Genomic DNA, 15,096 nt, shown 5'->3' with positions numbered 1-15,096 from the left:
AAGGCCCGCGTTCAGACCTGCTCGCGCGACTCGATCGCGGCGAGCACGCGGGCGATCGCCTCGTCGACGGGTACGCCGTTGTCCTGGCGGCCGTCGCGGTAGCGGAACGACACCGCGCCCGCCTCGACGTCGTCGTCACCGGCGATCACCATGAACGGGACCTTCTGCAGCTGGGCGTTGCGGATCTTCTTCTGCATCCGGTCGTCAGAGTCGTCGACCTCGACTCGGACGCCGGCAGCCTGCATCTTCTTGGCCACCTCGTGCAGGTGGTCGAGGTGTCGTTCGGCCACCGGGATCCCCTGCACCTGGACCGGCGCCAGCCAGGGCGGGAAGGCCCCGGCGTAGTGCTCGACGAGTACGCCGATGAACCGCTCGATCGACCCGAACTTCGCCGAGTGGATCATCACCGGGCGCTGCCGCGAGCCATCGGGGGCGACATACTCCAGCTCGAAGCGGCGCGGCTGGTTGAAGTCGTACTGGATGGTCGAGAGCTGCCAGGTCCGGCCGATCGCGTCCCGCGCCTGGACCGAGATCTTCGGGCCGTAGTACGCCGCGCCGCCCGGGTCCGGCACCAGCTCCAGGCCGGACTCAGCGGCGGCGTCGGCCAGCACCTTGGTCGCCGCCTCCCACTCGTCGTCGTCGCCGACGAACTTGTCCTTGGAGTCGTCGCGGGTGGACAGCTCGAGGTAGAAGTCGTCGAGCCCGAAGTCGCGGAACAGGCCGAGGCAGAAGTCGAGCAGGTGCTTGATCTCCGCCGACGCCTGCTCCGGGGTGACGTAGGAGTGCGAGTCGTCCTGGGTCATCCCGCGGACTCGGGTGAGCCCGTGGACGACGCCCGACTTCTCGAAGCGGTAGACCCCGCCGAACTCGAACAGCCGCAGCGGCAGCTCCCGGTATGACCGCCCGCGCGACCGGTAGATCAGGTTGTGCATCGGGCAGTTCATGGCCTTGAGGTAGTAGTTCGCGCCCTCCATCTCCATGGGCGGGAACATGCCCTCGGCGAAGTACGGCAGGTGGCCGGAGGTGTGGAACAGGCCCTCCTTGGAGATGTGCGGGGTCCCGACGTACTGGAAGCCCTCCTCCAGGTGCCGACGGCGTACGTAGTCCTCCATCTCCCGCTTGATCACGCCACCCTTGGGGTGGAACACGACCATCCCGGAGCCGATCTCGTCGGGGAACGAGTAGAGGTCGAGCTCGCGGCCGAGCTTGCGGTGGTCGCGCCGCTCGGCCTCCTCGATCCTGTGCAGGTGGTCGGCGAGCGCCTCCTTGGTCTCCCAGGCGGTGCCGTAGATCCGCTGCAGCTGCTTGTTCTTCTCGTTGCCGCGCCAGTACGCCGCGGCGCTGCGCATCAGCTTGAACGCCGGGATCCGCTTGGTGGTCGGCAGGTGCGGGCCGCGGCAGAGGTCCTTCCACGCCACCTCGCCGTTGCGGTTGAGGTTGTCGTAGATGGTCAGCTCGCCGGCGCCGACCTCGGCACCGGCGCCCTCAGCCGCGTCGGCCGCGTTGCCCTTGAGCCCGATCAGCTCCAGCTTGTACGGCTCGTCCTTCAGCTCGATGCGCGCGTCGTCGTCGTTGGTGACCCGGCGCGAGAACCGCTGGTTCTCCTTGATGATCTTGCGCATCCGGGACTCGATCTTCTCGAGGTCCTCGGGCACGAACGGGGTCTCGACGTCGAAGTCGTAGTAGAAGCCGTTCTCCACCGGCGGGCCGATCCCGAGCTTGGCGTCGGGGAACAGGTCCTGCACCGCCTGCGCCAGCACGTGAGCGGTCGAGTGCCGCAGGATGTCGCGACCGTCCTTGCTGTCGATCGCCACGCCCTCGACCTCGTCACCGTCGGCGAGCTCGTAGGCCAGGTCCTTGAGTACGCCGCCCACCCGGGCCGCGATCACGTCCTGCTGCTCGGCGTACAGCTCCCAGGCTTTGGTGCCCGTCGTCACGGTCCGCTCCTCACGCGCGTCGGCGTGGACGAGGGCGACCTTGATATCGGACACAGTGACTCCTGTACTTGGTGGTCGAGCAGGTCGCGCAGCGACCGTGTCGAGACCAGAAAATTCGGACCGGCTGATCGTATCCGTCGACGGTGGCAGCCCTCACCCGAGTTCCGCGGCGGCGAGCACGCCGGCGCCGCCCGCCCACTCGGCCGTGAGCCGCAACGGGCCGTCCAGACCGGAACCGACCACGCGGCCGATGGTCAGCCGCGAGCCGTCCACCTCGACCACGACGGCCTCCGCCGGCACAGTCGTCGCGCCGCCGGCCTCGCTGCGCACGGTGGTGTCCGGATCGCGATGCCCCACCAGCACGTCGCCGTCCCAGATCTCGATCGCCGCCTGCTGCTGCTCACCGCGGAGCGCTCGGAGGAAGCAGCCGACGGCGACCGGGTCGCTGGTGGCGTCGTACACCCACCGCTCCCCCAGCGCCGAGTGCTGCATCGTCCCGAGCAGGTGCGCCTCCGCACCTGCCAGCGGCGCGCCGCGATAGGTCATTGGCACGTGGAGTACGACGTCGTCGCGGCCGACGAGCAGACCTTCGACGCCCACCTCGCCGTCCGGGTCGTCGAACCGGTAGCTCCCGAGGCCGACGAGCTCGCCCGCGCCGGCCCAGGGCTGCCCTTCCAGCCAGGTGGCCACGAGCTCGAGCTTGGTCGGGGTCAGGGTCGCCTTGTGCACAATCGCCATGCCCGGACCCTACAAACCGGGCGCCTGCCGTCCCACCCGAACCTTTCCCGAACGGTGCCGGACGACGCTGTCGTTCATGGCACGCACCCGTCTCCCCAGGATCAGCCCAGCGATGTGGGTGGCCGTACTGGCCCTCCTCGTCGCCTCCTCCGGCACCGCCGTTGCCGGCGCCGCGCTCGCCCGCAACAGCGTGGGCACCAAGCACCTGAAGAAGGACGCCGTCATCTCGGAGAAGGTCAAGAACGGCACCCTCCGCAAGGCTGACTTCCGCCCCGGCACGCTCCTACGTGGCCCAGCCGGTCCAGCCGGGGCGAAGGGAGATCCCGGGCCGGCCGGACCCTCGGGCGCGCAAGGGCCGCAGGGCGCGCAAGGCACGCAAGGCGCCCAGGGCCCACAGGGGGCGCCAGGGCCACAAGGACCTGCCGGCACCGCCAAGGGGTGGGTGGTTGTGAATGTGCTCGCCAACGTCATCGACAATGCCGGGCCAGCTGTCAGCGCCGAGCGCCTCGGCGAGGGACGGTTCTGTCTGAGCGGACCCTTCGCGTCGGCCAGCGAGGCGTACGTCGTGTCGGTGACCGGGCCCTTCACCGGCTTCGCGAACGTCAACTGGGACGAGTCGAACAACTCCTGCGATACCGGCGAAATCCAAGTGGTCACCTACCACACGACCGGCACCCTCGACGACAAGTACTTCACGGTGGTGGCACTGTGAAGGCGCGCATCTCGCCGGCGTGGATCGTCACGACCGTGCTGCTGGTGCTGGCCACCTCGACCAGCGCGTACGCCGCCGGCCTGGCCGCCAACAGCGTCGGCACCAAGCACCTCAAGAACAACGCCGTCGTCTCCACCAAGGTCAAGGACGGCACCCTCCGCCGTACCGACTTCCGGCCCGGCACGCTCCTGCGCGGAGCGACCGGACCCGCCGGACCTGCCGGTCCCAAGGGCGGCCCCGGCCCGGCCGGCCCGCCGGGGCCGCAGGGAGAGCCCGGCACGACGACCGGCTATATCTTCGCCACGCCCAATGCCAGCGGCTTCATCTTCGAGTCCGGCGGGACCGGGGACGGAGCGGTGATCACCCACCCGGCCACCGGCATCTGGTGCATCTCCGACCCCGACTTCGTCGTCGAGGACGCCGCCTACGTCGCGACGGTCGTCGCGGCACACACGCACCCCCGGACCGCGACGGTCAACAACGGCGTCTACTCCGACCCTCCGGGCTGCCACGCCAGCCAGGCCGACCTGGTGGTGCACACCTACGACCTCGCCGGAGCGCCCGCCGACGCTGCCTTCGTGATCGCACCGGTGTTCTGACAATGGCACGCATTCAGCTCCCCCGAATCAGCCCGGCGATGTGGGTGGCCGTACTGGCCCTCGTGGTCGCCTCCTCCGGCACCGCCGTCGCCGGCGTCTCCCTCGCCCGCAACAGCGTCGCCACCAAGCACCTGAAGAAGGACGCCGTCATCTCGGAGAAAGTCAAGAACGGCACCCTCCGCAAGGCCGACTTCCGCCCCGGCACCCTCCTACGTGGCCCAGCTGGTCCGACTGGTCCGCGCGGACTTCGCGGCTATGAGGGCAAGCAGGGTGTCGCCGGTCCCTGGATGGTGATCGCCCCGGATGGCACGATCGGGCACACGTCCGGGGTCGCGGCCACCGTCACCCACCCGGCGACCGGCCTGTACTGCGTCACCGGGCCATTCATCGCAGCGACCGGCAGCGGACGCTACCTCCTGAGCGTCATCAACTCCGACGGCGGCTACGAGGCGACCCACGTGTACGCCAACTCCGCCGAGTGCGGCAACGCGGTCAAGGTCAACATCACGTTCGACGAGACACCCATCGACAGCGCCTTCATCATCGCGTCCCTCTGATCCGAACCTTTCCCGAACGGTTGCAGAGGACGCTGCTGATATGCGCCTACCCCGGATCTCACCCGCCTGGATCGTCACGACCGTGCTGCTGGTGCTGGCCACCTCGACCAGCGCGTACGCCGCCGGCCTGGCCGCCAACAGCGTCGGCACCAAGCACCTCAAGAACAACGCCGTCGTCTCCACCAAGGTCAAGGACGGCACCCTCCGCCGTACCGACTTCCGGCCCGGCACACTCCTCCGCGGACCCGCCGGCCCCAAGGGCGCGACAGGAACGCAGGGTGTTCAGGGACCGCAGGGCGAACAGGGACCGCAGGGCCCGTCCGGAACGCCGGCTCTGCGTGGCTGGCTGGGCGTGCAGGGCAACGGCGTCGTTCTAGAGTCCGACGGCGTCGTCGGCCCAGTCACCCGGCCGTCGCCCGGCGTGTACTGCATCGGCTCTCCGTTCTACGACGGCGACATCACCGGGTACGTCGTCACGGTTGCCGGCGGCCGCACTCCGGAGCTCTACCACAACAGCCAGGCCTGCCCGGGAAAGCTGCACGTGCAGACGATCCACAACGGCTCCCCGATCGACTCCTACTTCACGGTCACAGCGCTCTGACGACTCGGGGACCGCAGGCCGAGCCACTGTTCGGCATCCCAGGCATGGAACCGCTCAGCTTCGGTGAACCCCAGCTTTGCCGCGAGGCGCATCGAAGCGACATTGGCGGTCTGCGTGAAGATCACCACCGGCTCGCCGGGAAGGGCGCCGTCGAACCAGTCGAGTGCCGCCGCGCACGCCTCGGTGGCGTACCCGAAGCCCCACGCGCGCGGCAGGAAGAGGTAGCCGAGGTCGGCCTTCCCAGCAGCAGTCGGGCGAGCGTCCTCGGCTGTTCTCCGGAGCAGGATTTGGCCGATCATCACCCCGTCGAGATCAACGACGAAGCTCCCCGGCCACCGCTCGGGTACGCCGGGCAGCTCGCGCTCGAGCTCGTCGCGCGGGCGGGGGCCGCCGAGGTAGGTGTGCACCTCCGGCGAGGCCAACAGTTCGATGAACGCCGCACGATCCCGGGCTTCGGGTCCGCGGAGCACAAGTCGCTCGGTCCTGATCGGAGAAGGCGGCCACTCGACGGGTCCCAGGTCTGCCACCCGCGCAGGCTAGTCGACCCTGCACGTCCCCTACGCCGTCTGATCGGACCAGGTCACACTTTCGGGAAGGACTGCACTCCCGATCCACTCGCTGACGGCCGCCGTGGCTTCAGACAGCGGCACGAACCACGCGCTGGGCAGCGGCGTGACCTCTTCCCATTGGACGTCGTGTGTGCCATCTCCCGTCCCCCCGGAGTCGGTCCGGTGCTGAGTCATCTCGCTGTCGGTGTGGACCAACGCCCAGCGGCCATCAGCCACCGCGATCGACAGCGAAGCGGGGTTGTCCTCTGTGGCGTCGGAACGGCGGAGCTCAAGGCCGGGCGCGGAGGTAGTACTCCGGAACTGGCCTGCCGCGTCAGCTGCGACTCTCTCGACATCGGCGACTGACTCAACCTCGACTGCGTGCTCAGCGCCATCTGGCGACCACCATTGCAAGCTGACTGTCATCAGAGTTCCTTCCAACCCTTCTCACCACCGGTGAGTCGCCAGGTAGTCGTTCCACCTTGCTCGTTCGGGACAACGCACGTCGAGTACCGATCCTGCAGGAATTGCTCACCGCGGACGCCATTCACGGATGGCGGGACGACGCGCAGGCGAATAGCACTGGCCCTGGCATCACGATCGCCCGCGCGCCAACCCGCGCCGCTTCTGCAAGCATCGCCTCGAACGCGGCCGGCGGCCTCTCCGACCGCTCTATGAAGACCGTGCCGAGTGCATAGCCCTCGCTATGTGCGAAGGCGGCCAGCTCCGCCGTTCCGAGCGCGAGTTCACGATCACTGGTCAGCGGGTCTGCACTGAGGTAGCCGAGCACAATCGGCCGCGCGTCTGGTTGCCCGTCGAAGGTCACGGGACCAGCTCCCACAGGCGCTCGGACGGTACCGGCCGTGACATGAGCGACGAATCGACAGGTTCGTTGGTGACCTGTAGGCCGGCGAAACGGCGACTCATGGCCTCGGCGTACAGAGCGGCTCGATCCCAGTCGGCCACGTAGTCCGCCACGACGTGTTCGCCGAACCAAACGCGCACCCTGCGCTCCCGAATAGCCATGTCGACCACCGTGGATCGACCTGGCCGCCCTAGACCAGTGACAGAGGCAGTGGCAGTGCGGTGACAGGCCCGGTGTCGCGGGTGTCGGTGTTACGTTTGGCCCGATTGCGACGGGAGGCTTGTCGCCATGGAGCCGTGGCACGAGAGGTTCGTTCGTCTGCGCACCGGCAAGGGCTGGTCGCTGAAGGAAGCCGCGACAGCATTCGTTGCGGCTAGCGAGATGCACACCGTCAACCAGCTCGAGACGGTACGCCGGTCGATCATCCGGTGGGAGCGGGGCGAGATATCCGAGCCGACGCCCGAGACCAAGCGCGCTATTGCCTCGATGTTCGATCTCCCGGTCGCCGACTTCTTTCCCGAGCGCCCCCTACGCGACCAGGCCGTTCCGGAGCGGCTCGCGCCTGACGAGTTCAACGAACTGGTGGCGGCCCTGCGCATGGCGAGGGTAGGAAGCGCGCACCTCGACCAGGCCGAGGCCCAAGTCGAGCGGCTCTGCTCGACCTACGCGGTACAGGATGCGACCGTCCTGACCGGCGAAGTGGACGACTGGATCCGGACTTGCGCGGAACTAGTCAACGATGGACGGGTCAACCTCGACGGTCACCGCCGCGTGCTCCGGCTGGCAGGCTGGTTGTCGCTCCTCCGCGCGTGTCTGACGTGGGATCAGGGCGACCAGGTCGGATCCGAGCATGCCCGGGTCGCGGCCGAAGGCTTCGCGACCGATCTCGACGACGCGGTCATGCACGCTTGGACCTGGGAGCTGCGCGCCTGGATCGCACTTACACAGGGCGATATGCCGCAGGTCATTGCGGCAGCCGACGCCGGGATCAGGCACAGTCCGCACGCCCCGGTGGCCGCGCAACTGCACGCGCAGAAGGCCAAGGCCTACGCCCGGATGCGCGACCAACACAAGACCGTCGTCGCCCTTGAAGGGGTGCGGCTGGTCCTCGACGGTGCGCCGACGCCCGACAACCTGCGCAACCACTTCTCGGTCGACCCGACCAAGGCATCGTTCTACGCCATGGATGCCTACCGAGTGCTCGGCCTGCACCGCATGGCCGACGCGCTCGCAGATACGGTCATCGCGACCTCGGTGCGTCCGGACGGAACACCAATCGCTCCGATGCGGCTCTCCGAGGCACTTCTGACCAAGGCAGTCGTGCTGGCGTCGTCCGGCGACGTCCCCGAGGCAGTCCGCCTGGCCGAGAAGGCCCTCAACCCGGACCGCCGCTCAGAACCGCAACTCCTGTTGGTTGCCGACGAGGTGACCCGCGCACTTGCCGCCACGGCGCCGGCCGAGAGTTCAGCCTTCGCGCGACATGTCCGAGACCTAACCGCACTCGGCTGAGCGCTTGATTCGGACCGCCCCTGGGTCTCAGAGCGATCGCTGCTCCACGACCTCGAACAGTTGTGGTGCGGCCTGTGCGATGAGCTGTGCCTGGGACTGCGGCGTACGCCGGATCTTCTCCAGCTCGCCGCGGAACTCCACCGCCGCGTCCGCGGTGGCGAAGTCGAGGTCGACGTTGACCCGCTGCGGGTCGTCGGCGAGTCGGGAGACCCGGTAGGACCGGACGCCGTGGTCAGTGCGGAACCGCTCGAACTTGTCGAAGACGGCCTTCCACTCGTCGTAGTCGTGCACGGTGTTCTCGATGTGCAGGGTGGTCATGATGTGCCTCCTAGGTTGGTTGGGCCTTCAGCGTGGGCGTCTTTGGCCTCCGGTCGTATCCCAGATCCTGGGGATCTACGCTCGGAACGTGTCGGTGAGCAGCGAGTTGGTACGCCGTGCGGAGGACGCGTGCCGAGCCGCGACGACAACCAAGCGGCTGCGCGAGCGGATCGTCGCGCTGCTGCGGCCGCAGCTGGCCTTCGACGGCCACATCTTTGCGCTGACCGATCCTGTTACCCGCGTCGCGATCTCGCCGCATGCCGACCTGCCGATGCTGCCGTGGCCGCGGCTGCCCGAGATGATCCGGTGGCGCTACCTTTCTGTCGGTAACCGCTGGGACCGGCTCCTCGACTCTCCCGGACCGCCGGCCACGTCGCTGCTGACCTCGACCACCGACCCGGCCGAGTCGCCGGCCTGGTCGCACGTACAGCGCGACCTCGGCGTGAGGGACACGGCGACTGTCGCGTTCGGCGACCGCTACGGCGCCTGGGGCTTCCTCGAGCTCTGGCGGAGCACGCAGACGTTCGGTGCTGCCGAGATCGCCGTACTCGCCGGGCTTGCCCCTACGGTGACCGCCGGTTTGCGCGCTGCACTCGCACGCACCTTCGACGAGCCGTCCGAGCCCGCGACATCGCCGGGCCCAGCAGTCGTCGTCCTCGGGCCCGACCTGCAGGTGCGCAGCCAGACCAAAGATGCCGCCGCGGCCCTGCTCCGGCTCCTGCCACCCGACGAGCCGATGCCGCCGATCCCGGCCGCGGCGTACAACAGCGCCGCCGCGCTGATCGCCCAGGAGGAGGGGCTCCCGATCGGCGAGCCCTGGGCACGGGTCCAGCTGGGCGGAAACCGCTGGGTGACTGTCAAGGCATCACGCCTCGGCGTCGACACGACCGGCGACATCGCCGTCTCGATCGAGCCAACCAGTGCCGAGCTCCGGCTGAACCTGTTCGCGAGGGTCAACGGCCTGTCTGGCCGCGAGACCGAGGTCCTTACGCTCCTCGGAAACGGTCTCAGCTCGGCCGAGATCGCCGGCCGGCTCGTCATCTCCGAGCACACGGCCAACGACCACGTGAAGGCCGTGCTGGCCAAAGCCGGGGCGCGGACGCGGCAGGCGTTGGCCGCGCGAGCGTTGGGCGCTGGCTGACACGAGCGCTTCGGTCACACGGAAGACGCACGAGAGCCTCCGCCGATTCGGCGGAGGCTCTGGGGGATTCTGGTGGGCGATACTGGGTTCGAACCAGTGACCTCTTCGGTGCGACCGGCAGAGCCGCGCTACCACGACATCGAGGGACCTTCGGTGGGCGATACTGGGTTCGAACCAGTGACCTCTTCGGTGCGACCGGCAGAGCCGCGCTACCACGACGTCGAAAATACCTTCGGTGGGCGATACTGGGTTCGAACCAGTGACCTCTTCGGTGTGAACGAAGCGCGCTACCACTGCGCCAATCGCCCGCTGATGTTGCTGCGGTGCGTCGGAGACATTAGCGCATCGCCGAGGCCCATTCACATTCGGCCGGTCACATTCCAGGTAGCTCCGGCACGAAGCCGGCGATGTCCTGCACCCAGTCCCAGCCGTCGACGGCGTAGTTCGGCCAGTCGTAGGCATAGACGTACGCCGCGACCCCGCCGACGACCACGAGGACGGCGAGGGTGCCGAGGATGATCCGGCGGCGGCGTACGGCGGGATCGACCGCCCTCGCCTTGGCGGCGGCCTCCTCCGCCTTGCGCTTCGCGTAGTGGAGCAGCCGCCGCGCCCAGTGGTACTCGGTGGCAAGGATGCCGAGGCCGAGGGCGATCCCGACGATGCCCGGGCCGGGTGTCACCATCATGATCACCCCGGCGGTGAGCACCACGACCCCGGCGATGGTGACCACGATCTTGGTGATCAGGCCGGTGACCGGATTGCGGTGCATGCGCTCATGCAGCCGTTTCAGCGGCCCGGGCTCCTTGAGCTCAGGCCCGTCCTCGGGGCTCTCGGGAACGGGCGACTCGGACACTGCACCTCCAGCTGACACAAGTCGAGCGTAGCGACGTGCACCATCCGCCGTTAAAGCATCACAGATCACGCAATTCGTACAAAAACTCAGTTTCGCGGAAACCGCGTCATGTCCGCAGAGGTCACCCGTTCCAACGGTGTAACGGCAACCCGGAGGTCCCATGAGTTACCAGCATCGAGACATCGTTCAGGTCGTCTCCCACGACCTGACGGTTGACTGCGTCGACAGCACCGGCGGCGTCACGACCCTCGACGTGACGTTCGGATTCGATCCTTCGGACCCGTACGCCGTGACCATGACGTTCCGCACTCCGCACGCCGCGGTGACCTGGATGTTCGGTCGTGACCTGCTGATCCAGGGCATGAACAACCCGGCCGGCGAGGGCGACGTACACATCTGGCCCTGCCTCGACACGCAGGGCCGCGCGGTCGTGATCATCGAGCTTTCCTCGCCCGACGGCGAGCTGATGGCACAGGCCCGCACCGCCGACGTCCAGCACTTCGTGAGCCGGACGCTGACGCAGGTCCCCGCCGGCTCCGAGTCGAGCAACATCGACATCGAGACCTTGGTCGAGGCGCTCCTCGGCCGCACGAACTGATCGCAACCCGTCTGGCGCTCAGCCGCGGACCTCGACCCGACTAGGGGTCGAGGTCCTGTGCTTCTCCGGCCAGCCAGGCCGCGGCCGCCGCTGCAGTGATCGGCCCCGGCGCCGCCAGCTCGCGGCCGTCGCAGGTGTGCACGCCCTGGACGTCTCTGGTGGTGCTCACCAGGAAGATCTCGCTCGCTCCGTGCAGGATCTCGATCGGGTCGTCGACCTCGCGCGCGCCGTACCACTCCAGGAGCAGGGCCCGAGTCACTCCGGCCAGGCAGCCGCTCTCCAGGGTCGGCGTCCGCAGCTCGCCGTCGACGACGTAGAAGATGTTCGAGCCGGTGCCCTCGCACAGGTTGCCGCGGGTGTTCGCGAAGATCGCCTCGGTCGCCCCCGCCTCGCGGGCCCGGGCCAGCGCGAGGACGTTCTCGGCGTACGACGTGGTCTTGAGGCCGGCGAGCGCGCCCCGCTCGTTGCGCGGCCACGGCACGGTGGCGATCGCAGTGGTCGCCGGCCACGGCTGCATCGCGTCGGCCACCACCAGAAGCGTCGGCGGACCGCCTCCGCGGCCCGACCCGAACGGCCCCGGACCGGCGGTATAGGTCACCCGGAGCCGACCCAGTGGCAGGTCCTGCCCCTCCAGTGTCGCCGCGACCCCGCGGCGTACCGCTTCCCGGTCGACCGGCGGCAGTCCCAGCCCCGCGGCCGACCGCACCAGCCGCTCGATGTGCCGGGTCAGCGCGAACGGCACGTTGTCGAGGACCTTGACCGACTCGAACACCCCGTCGCCGACGGTCAGACCGTGGTCACTGATCCCGATCGCCGGGACAGCCGGGTCGGTGAGTAGTTCACCGTTCATCCACGCCCGCATGCGCACAATCTAGACCTCAGCCCGGCTCCGACTGCTGCCTGGACACGCCTCCGTGGAACCGATTTTGCATGTCCCTGGGTCTGGGCTAATGTTCTCACGCAGCCCAGACGGAGCCACTTCGTCAGGGATCGCAAGCGGACGTAGCTCAGTTGGTAGAGCGCAACCTTGCCAAGGTTGAGGTCGCGAGTTCGAGCCTCGTCGTCCGCTCGGAGAGGTCGAAGCCTCCGCGGTGGTGGAGTGGCCGAGAGGCGAGGCAACGGACTGCAAATCCGTGTACACGGGTTCAAATCCCGTCTCCACCTCGGGCGATTGGCGCAGTGGTAGCGCGCTTCCTTGACACGGAAGAGGTCACTGGTTCAAACCCAGTATCGCCCACCAACGCACAGACAAGCCCCTCAGCCAAGTTGGCTGAGGGGCTTCTTCGTGTCACGGAGCGGCGGCTCAGTCGAGGCAGAACTCGTTGCCCTCGACGTCCTGCATCACGATGATCGACTCGTTCTCCTCATCGGCGAGGAGCAGCTCCACGCGGGTCGCGCCGAGCGCGACCAGGCGGGTGCACTCGGCCTCGAGGGTGGCTACCCGCTCCTCCCCCACCAGCCCGGTGGCGGTGCGCACATCGATGTGCAGCCGGTTCTTGACGACCTTGCCTTCGGGGACGCGCTGGAAGTAGAACCGCGGGCTGACGCCGTTGGGATCCACGCAGGCCGCCCATGACTCGTCGCCCTCCATTCCCGGAGGTACGACGTACCCCAGCGCCTCGCACCAGAAGCGGGCAACGCGCCCCGGCTCAGCGCAGTCGAAGGCGATCTGAATCTCCTTAACCGATGTCATTGGTTCACCCTAGGAGTCGGGTGAACTGGGTGCTCAACCAGGGCATTCCCCGATGGGGTGGTCGCTGCTCCCCCGCAAGGCTCGTAGGTAAAGCACTGCGGACGGGAGAGCGGCAATGGGTCAGGTACGGCGGGCAATGGTGGCGGCGACAACGACGTTGGCGGTGGTGGCTGCGCCGGCAGCGGCCGTTGCCCAACGCGAGGACGCAGACCGCCTCGGGCTGCAGGAGCGGCTGGACGACGTGGTGGCGGCCGGCGCGGTCGGCGCGCTGGCGGAGGTACGCGACGACGAGGACGGCGTACACCGGGCGCGCAGCGGGGTCGCCGCGCTCGGCACGAACCGGCCGGTGCCGCTCCACGGCAGGTTCCGGGCGGGCAGCATCACCAAGACGTTCCTGGCCACGGTCGTCCTGCAGCTCGTCGACAAGAATCGGCTGCGGCTCGATGACTCGGTGGAGAGGTGGCTGCCGGGCGTCGTACCCGGCGGGGACAAGATCAAGGTGCGGCACCTGCTCAACCACACCAGCGGGCTGTTCGACTTCCGGCGCACGCTGCAGCTGCCGCCGAGCCCGGAGTTCCTCGAGTACCGGTGGCGGACCTGGACGCCCGCCGAGCAGGTGGCGCGCGCGGTGGCCAGGCCGCCGCGGCCGGAGCCGCCGGGCACGGTCTTCGAGTACTCCAACACCAACTACACGCTGCTCGGGATGATCGTCGAGAAGGTCACCGGCCGGTCGTACGCCAAGGAGATCGAGCGGCGGCTGATCTGGCCGCTGGGGCTGAGCCAGACCACGATGCCGGGGACGTCGCCGTGGATCCGTGGGCCGTACCCGCGCGGCTACGCACCCGTCGACCGCGGCGGCGAGAAGCCGGACCTGGTCGACTTCACCGAGATGAACCCGTCCCTGTTCGGTGCGGCCGGCGAGCTGATCTCCACGACCAAGGACCTCAGCACGTTCTTCGCAGCGCTGCTCGGCGGGCACCTGCTGCCCGACCACCTCCTGGACGAGATGAAGAAGCAGGGTGTCCCGGGCGGCCGGAAGTACGGCCTCGGGCTGGCCTGGATCGACACCACGTGCGGAGTCCGCGCCTACGGCAACGACGGCGACGCCCTGAGCTACCAGTCCTGGGCGTTCACCTCCGAGGACCTGCGCCGCCAGGTCACCGTGGTCGCCACCCCGAACTTCGACGGCGACCCAGACGACGCCGTCGAGGCACTGCTGGACGAGGCATTCTGCGACTGACCCACATTGGTCACCGAGGTCGGCCGAACGGGCGCGGCGCTGTAGCTCACCTCTGCACGACAAGGTGACTAACCAGAGTCATCTTGCCTTTGCTGTCCGCGTTCGCCTCACGTGACCAGCCGGTGTCTGAAACGGTGAGGGTCGCCGTCACAGGGGAGGCAATGTCATGGCGACGTCAGGGTGGGGCACCGGCGCGAGACCGGACTGGTATGCAGACCCGAGCGATGCTGGGCTGGTCCGATATTGGGATGGTCGAAGGTGGACCGTTCATACCCTGCCCAAGAGTGAGGGCTGGGGCGCCGCCCCGCCCAAGCCCCTGTCTTGGTGGCAAACCTGGTGGGCGGTCGTGCCGGGGCTTCTCATCTGCCTGCCGTTCGGATTGGTCGGGCTGTGGCGCAGACCCGGCCTGTCTCTCTGGCTGCGAGTCGGCGTGACGCTGGCAACGGTCGCGCTCTTCGTTGGCGTGGGCCTGACCGACGACGGCACCTCGCCGCCGAAGGAGGAAGCCGCACCCACAGCAGATGCGAACGCCTCCGGGCTCGCGCCGTCGCCGACGGACGAGGCGCAGCCGGAGGTGACGGAGCCGCCTGTGTCGGTCATGCCGAAGATTGCAGGGCTGCCGCGCAGTCAGGCGGAGAAGGCGCTCGCCGAGGCGGGACTCGTCGTGAGCAAGGTTCGCCAGGTCCCCTCGGCCCGGCCCCGCGGCACGGTGTTGCGCCAGGGCAAGAAGGTCGGAGCGTCCTTGCCCGCGGGATCAGCGGTGGTCTTGGTAGTGGCTGCGCCGTACCCACGCGTGCCCTCGGTCGTCGGCCGATCCAAGTCCGACGCCTCGAGTCGACTCCGCAGCGCGGGCTTCCAGGTCAAGGTGACGGTCGAAACCCGTACGTCGGGCAAGAACGGGGTCGTCCTGCGGCAGAACCCGGTGGGCACGGACCGCGCCAAGCCGCAGTCGACCGTCACCATCGTGGTGTCCTCCATCATCCGGCCCCTCGCCCCACCCGCCCAGAACTGCACGTCTGGCTATAGGCCCTGCCTGACACCGGCCTCGGACTAGGACTGCGCGGGCGGATCGGGCGACGGGCCGGCGTACGCGGACGGACCCGTCTACGTCACCGGTTCTGATCCGTACGACCTGGACCGAGATGGCGACGGCGTCGCGTGTGAGACCTGACCACCTGAGTTAGCCT

At 68.5% G+C, this 15,096-nt stretch carries 19 protein-coding genes, 4 tRNA genes and 2 pseudogenes; 14 read left to right on the top strand and 11 right to left on the bottom strand.

The genetic code is table 11. From position 1 onward, the window contains the following. Positions 1-11: 11 nt before the first annotated feature. Positions 12-1,991 carry a threonine--tRNA ligase gene (gene thrS / locus DDV73_RS19015; protein WP_109508822.1) on the bottom strand — a complete coding sequence of 660 codons (1,980 nt, stop codon included), beginning with the start codon at positions 1,989-1,991 and terminating at the stop codon, positions 12-14. 99 nt (positions 1,992-2,090) lie between these two features. Then, positions 2,091-2,675, bottom strand: coding sequence for a CG0192-related protein (locus tag DDV73_RS19010; protein WP_109508821.1), 585 nt, complete (start codon positions 2,673-2,675; stop codon positions 2,091-2,093). A 76-nt stretch (positions 2,676-2,751) separates the two neighbouring features. On the opposite strand from DDV73_RS19010, the gene DDV73_RS29530 reads away from it, so the two are divergent. The 4 genes from DDV73_RS29530 to DDV73_RS28470 are packed head-to-tail and all read left to right on the top strand — an operon-like array spanning position 2,752 to position 5,144. Next, on the top strand, positions 2,752-3,387 hold the full coding sequence (locus DDV73_RS29530) for a hypothetical protein (protein WP_276310135.1): 636 nt from the start codon (positions 2,752-2,754) through the stop codon (positions 3,385-3,387). Further along, positions 3,384-3,986 (top strand): hypothetical protein, encoded by a 603-nt coding sequence (locus DDV73_RS28475; protein ID WP_109508819.1) that lies wholly within the window; start codon positions 3,384-3,386, stop codon positions 3,984-3,986. The genes DDV73_RS29530 and DDV73_RS28475 overlap by 4 nt, the downstream gene beginning before the upstream one ends. Before the next feature lie 2 nt (positions 3,987-3,988). Next, the gene (locus DDV73_RS18995; protein ID WP_154402813.1) at positions 3,989-4,543 is read left to right on the top strand and encodes a hypothetical protein; all 555 of its coding nucleotides are present in this window, start codon (positions 3,989-3,991) and stop codon (positions 4,541-4,543) included. 40 nt (positions 4,544-4,583) lie between these two features. Further along, a complete protein-coding gene (locus DDV73_RS28470; RefSeq protein ID WP_109508817.1) occupies positions 4,584-5,144 on the top strand; it encodes a collagen-like protein in 561 nt (186 codons plus the stop codon). On the opposite strand, the gene DDV73_RS18985 is transcribed toward DDV73_RS28470, so the two are convergent. From DDV73_RS18985 to DDV73_RS18970, 4 genes are all read right to left on the bottom strand, one after another. Further along, entirely contained in the window at positions 5,120-5,671 is a 552-nt protein-coding gene (locus DDV73_RS18985) for a GNAT family N-acetyltransferase (protein WP_109508816.1), read from the bottom strand. The two genes, DDV73_RS28470 and DDV73_RS18985, sit on opposite strands and share 25 nt — an antisense overlap. 30 nt (positions 5,672-5,701) lie before the next feature. Continuing rightward, positions 5,702-6,118: an Imm1 family immunity protein gene (locus DDV73_RS29770; protein WP_109508815.1), complete on the bottom strand. Its 417-nt coding sequence runs from the start codon at positions 6,116-6,118 to the stop codon at positions 5,702-5,704. Between the two features lie 121 nt (positions 6,119-6,239). Continuing rightward, entirely contained in the window at positions 6,240-6,518 is a 279-nt protein-coding gene (locus DDV73_RS18975) for a hypothetical protein (protein WP_109508814.1), read from the bottom strand. Continuing rightward, on the bottom strand, positions 6,515-6,718 hold the full coding sequence (locus DDV73_RS18970; RefSeq protein ID WP_109508975.1) for a hypothetical protein: 204 nt from the start codon (positions 6,716-6,718) through the stop codon (positions 6,515-6,517). Before DDV73_RS18970 ends, DDV73_RS18975 begins: the two co-directional genes overlap by 4 nt. Before the next feature lie 127 nt (positions 6,719-6,845). Here DDV73_RS18970 and DDV73_RS18965 point away from each other — a divergent pair, with 127 nt between their 5' ends. Continuing rightward, entirely contained in the window at positions 6,846-8,066 is a 1,221-nt protein-coding gene (locus tag DDV73_RS18965; RefSeq protein WP_109508813.1) for a helix-turn-helix transcriptional regulator, read from the top strand. Between the two features lie 27 nt (positions 8,067-8,093). Here the strand turns inward: DDV73_RS18965 and DDV73_RS18960 are convergent, their stop codons facing one another. Beyond that, entirely contained in the window at positions 8,094-8,384 is a 291-nt protein-coding gene (locus DDV73_RS18960; protein WP_154402812.1) for a hypothetical protein, read from the bottom strand. Between the two features lie 88 nt (positions 8,385-8,472). On the opposite strand from DDV73_RS18960, the gene DDV73_RS18955 reads away from it, so the two are divergent. Then, positions 8,473-9,525 carry a helix-turn-helix domain-containing protein gene (locus DDV73_RS18955; protein ID WP_161962459.1) on the top strand — a complete coding sequence of 351 codons (1,053 nt, stop codon included), beginning with the start codon at positions 8,473-8,475 and terminating at the stop codon, positions 9,523-9,525. Positions 9,526-9,761: 236 nt separating this feature from the next. Here DDV73_RS18955 and DDV73_RS18950 read toward each other — a convergent pair. After that, a tRNA-Val gene (locus DDV73_RS18950) sits at positions 9,762-9,833 on the bottom strand. A gap of 65 nt (positions 9,834-9,898) precedes the next feature. Further along, positions 9,899-10,378 carry a TIGR02611 family protein gene (locus tag DDV73_RS18945; protein WP_206050955.1) on the bottom strand — a complete coding sequence of 160 codons (480 nt, stop codon included), beginning with the start codon at positions 10,376-10,378 and terminating at the stop codon, positions 9,899-9,901. A gap of 160 nt (positions 10,379-10,538) precedes the next feature. On the opposite strand from DDV73_RS18945, the gene DDV73_RS18940 reads away from it, so the two are divergent. Continuing rightward, positions 10,539-10,976, top strand: a complete 438-nt coding sequence (locus DDV73_RS18940; RefSeq protein ID WP_109508809.1) for an SsgA family sporulation/cell division regulator — start codon at positions 10,539-10,541, stop codon at positions 10,974-10,976. Between the two features lie 40 nt (positions 10,977-11,016). Here the strand turns inward: DDV73_RS18940 and DDV73_RS18935 are convergent, their stop codons facing one another. Next, positions 11,017-11,838: an aminotransferase class IV gene (locus DDV73_RS18935; protein WP_109508808.1), complete on the bottom strand. Its 822-nt coding sequence runs from the start codon at positions 11,836-11,838 to the stop codon at positions 11,017-11,019. 134 nt (positions 11,839-11,972) lie between these two features. On the opposite strand from DDV73_RS18935, the gene DDV73_RS18930 reads away from it, so the two are divergent. The 3 genes from DDV73_RS18930 to DDV73_RS18920 all read left to right on the top strand — a co-directional run bounded on the left by DDV73_RS18930 (position 11,973) and on the right by DDV73_RS18920 (position 12,216). After that, positions 11,973-12,045, top strand: a tRNA-Gly gene (locus DDV73_RS18930). A 24-nt stretch (positions 12,046-12,069) separates the two neighbouring features. Further along, a tRNA-Cys gene (locus DDV73_RS18925) sits at positions 12,070-12,140 on the top strand. A 1-nt stretch (position 12,141) separates the two neighbouring features. Further along, positions 12,142-12,216 (top strand) — tRNA-Val (locus DDV73_RS18920). 63 nt (positions 12,217-12,279) lie between these two features. On the opposite strand, the gene DDV73_RS18915 is transcribed toward DDV73_RS18920, so the two are convergent. Continuing rightward, positions 12,280-12,669 carry a VOC family protein gene (locus DDV73_RS18915; protein WP_109508807.1) on the bottom strand — a complete coding sequence of 130 codons (390 nt, stop codon included), beginning with the start codon at positions 12,667-12,669 and terminating at the stop codon, positions 12,280-12,282. A 166-nt stretch (positions 12,670-12,835) separates the two neighbouring features. Here DDV73_RS18915 and DDV73_RS18910 point away from each other — a divergent pair, with 166 nt between their 5' ends. The 4 genes and pseudogenes from DDV73_RS18910 to DDV73_RS29760 form a co-directional block, all read left to right on the top strand. Next, the gene (locus tag DDV73_RS18910; RefSeq protein ID WP_240617364.1) at positions 12,836-13,909 is read left to right on the top strand and encodes a serine hydrolase domain-containing protein; all 1,074 of its coding nucleotides are present in this window, start codon (positions 12,836-12,838) and stop codon (positions 13,907-13,909) included. A 166-nt stretch (positions 13,910-14,075) separates the two neighbouring features. Next, a pseudogene (locus DDV73_RS29765) lies at positions 14,076-14,180 on the top strand (DUF2510 domain-containing protein); the annotation flags it as partial. 75 nt (positions 14,181-14,255) lie between these two features. Beyond that, positions 14,256-14,963 (top strand): PASTA domain-containing protein, encoded by a 708-nt coding sequence (locus DDV73_RS28030; protein WP_240617363.1) that lies wholly within the window; start codon positions 14,256-14,258, stop codon positions 14,961-14,963. Between the two features lie 30 nt (positions 14,964-14,993). Further along, positions 14,994-15,080 (top strand): annotated as a pseudogene (locus tag DDV73_RS29760) (excalibur calcium-binding domain-containing protein); the annotation flags it as partial. Between the last annotated feature and the right edge of the window lie 16 nt (positions 15,081-15,096).

This window comes from Nocardioides speluncae (genome assembly GCF_003121585.1).
Taxonomy (GTDB): Bacteria; Actinomycetota; Actinomycetes; order Propionibacteriales; family Nocardioidaceae; genus Nocardioides; species Nocardioides speluncae.
Note: the sequence above shows the minus strand (reverse complement) of the source record. Positions and strands in the feature narration are given on the sequence as shown.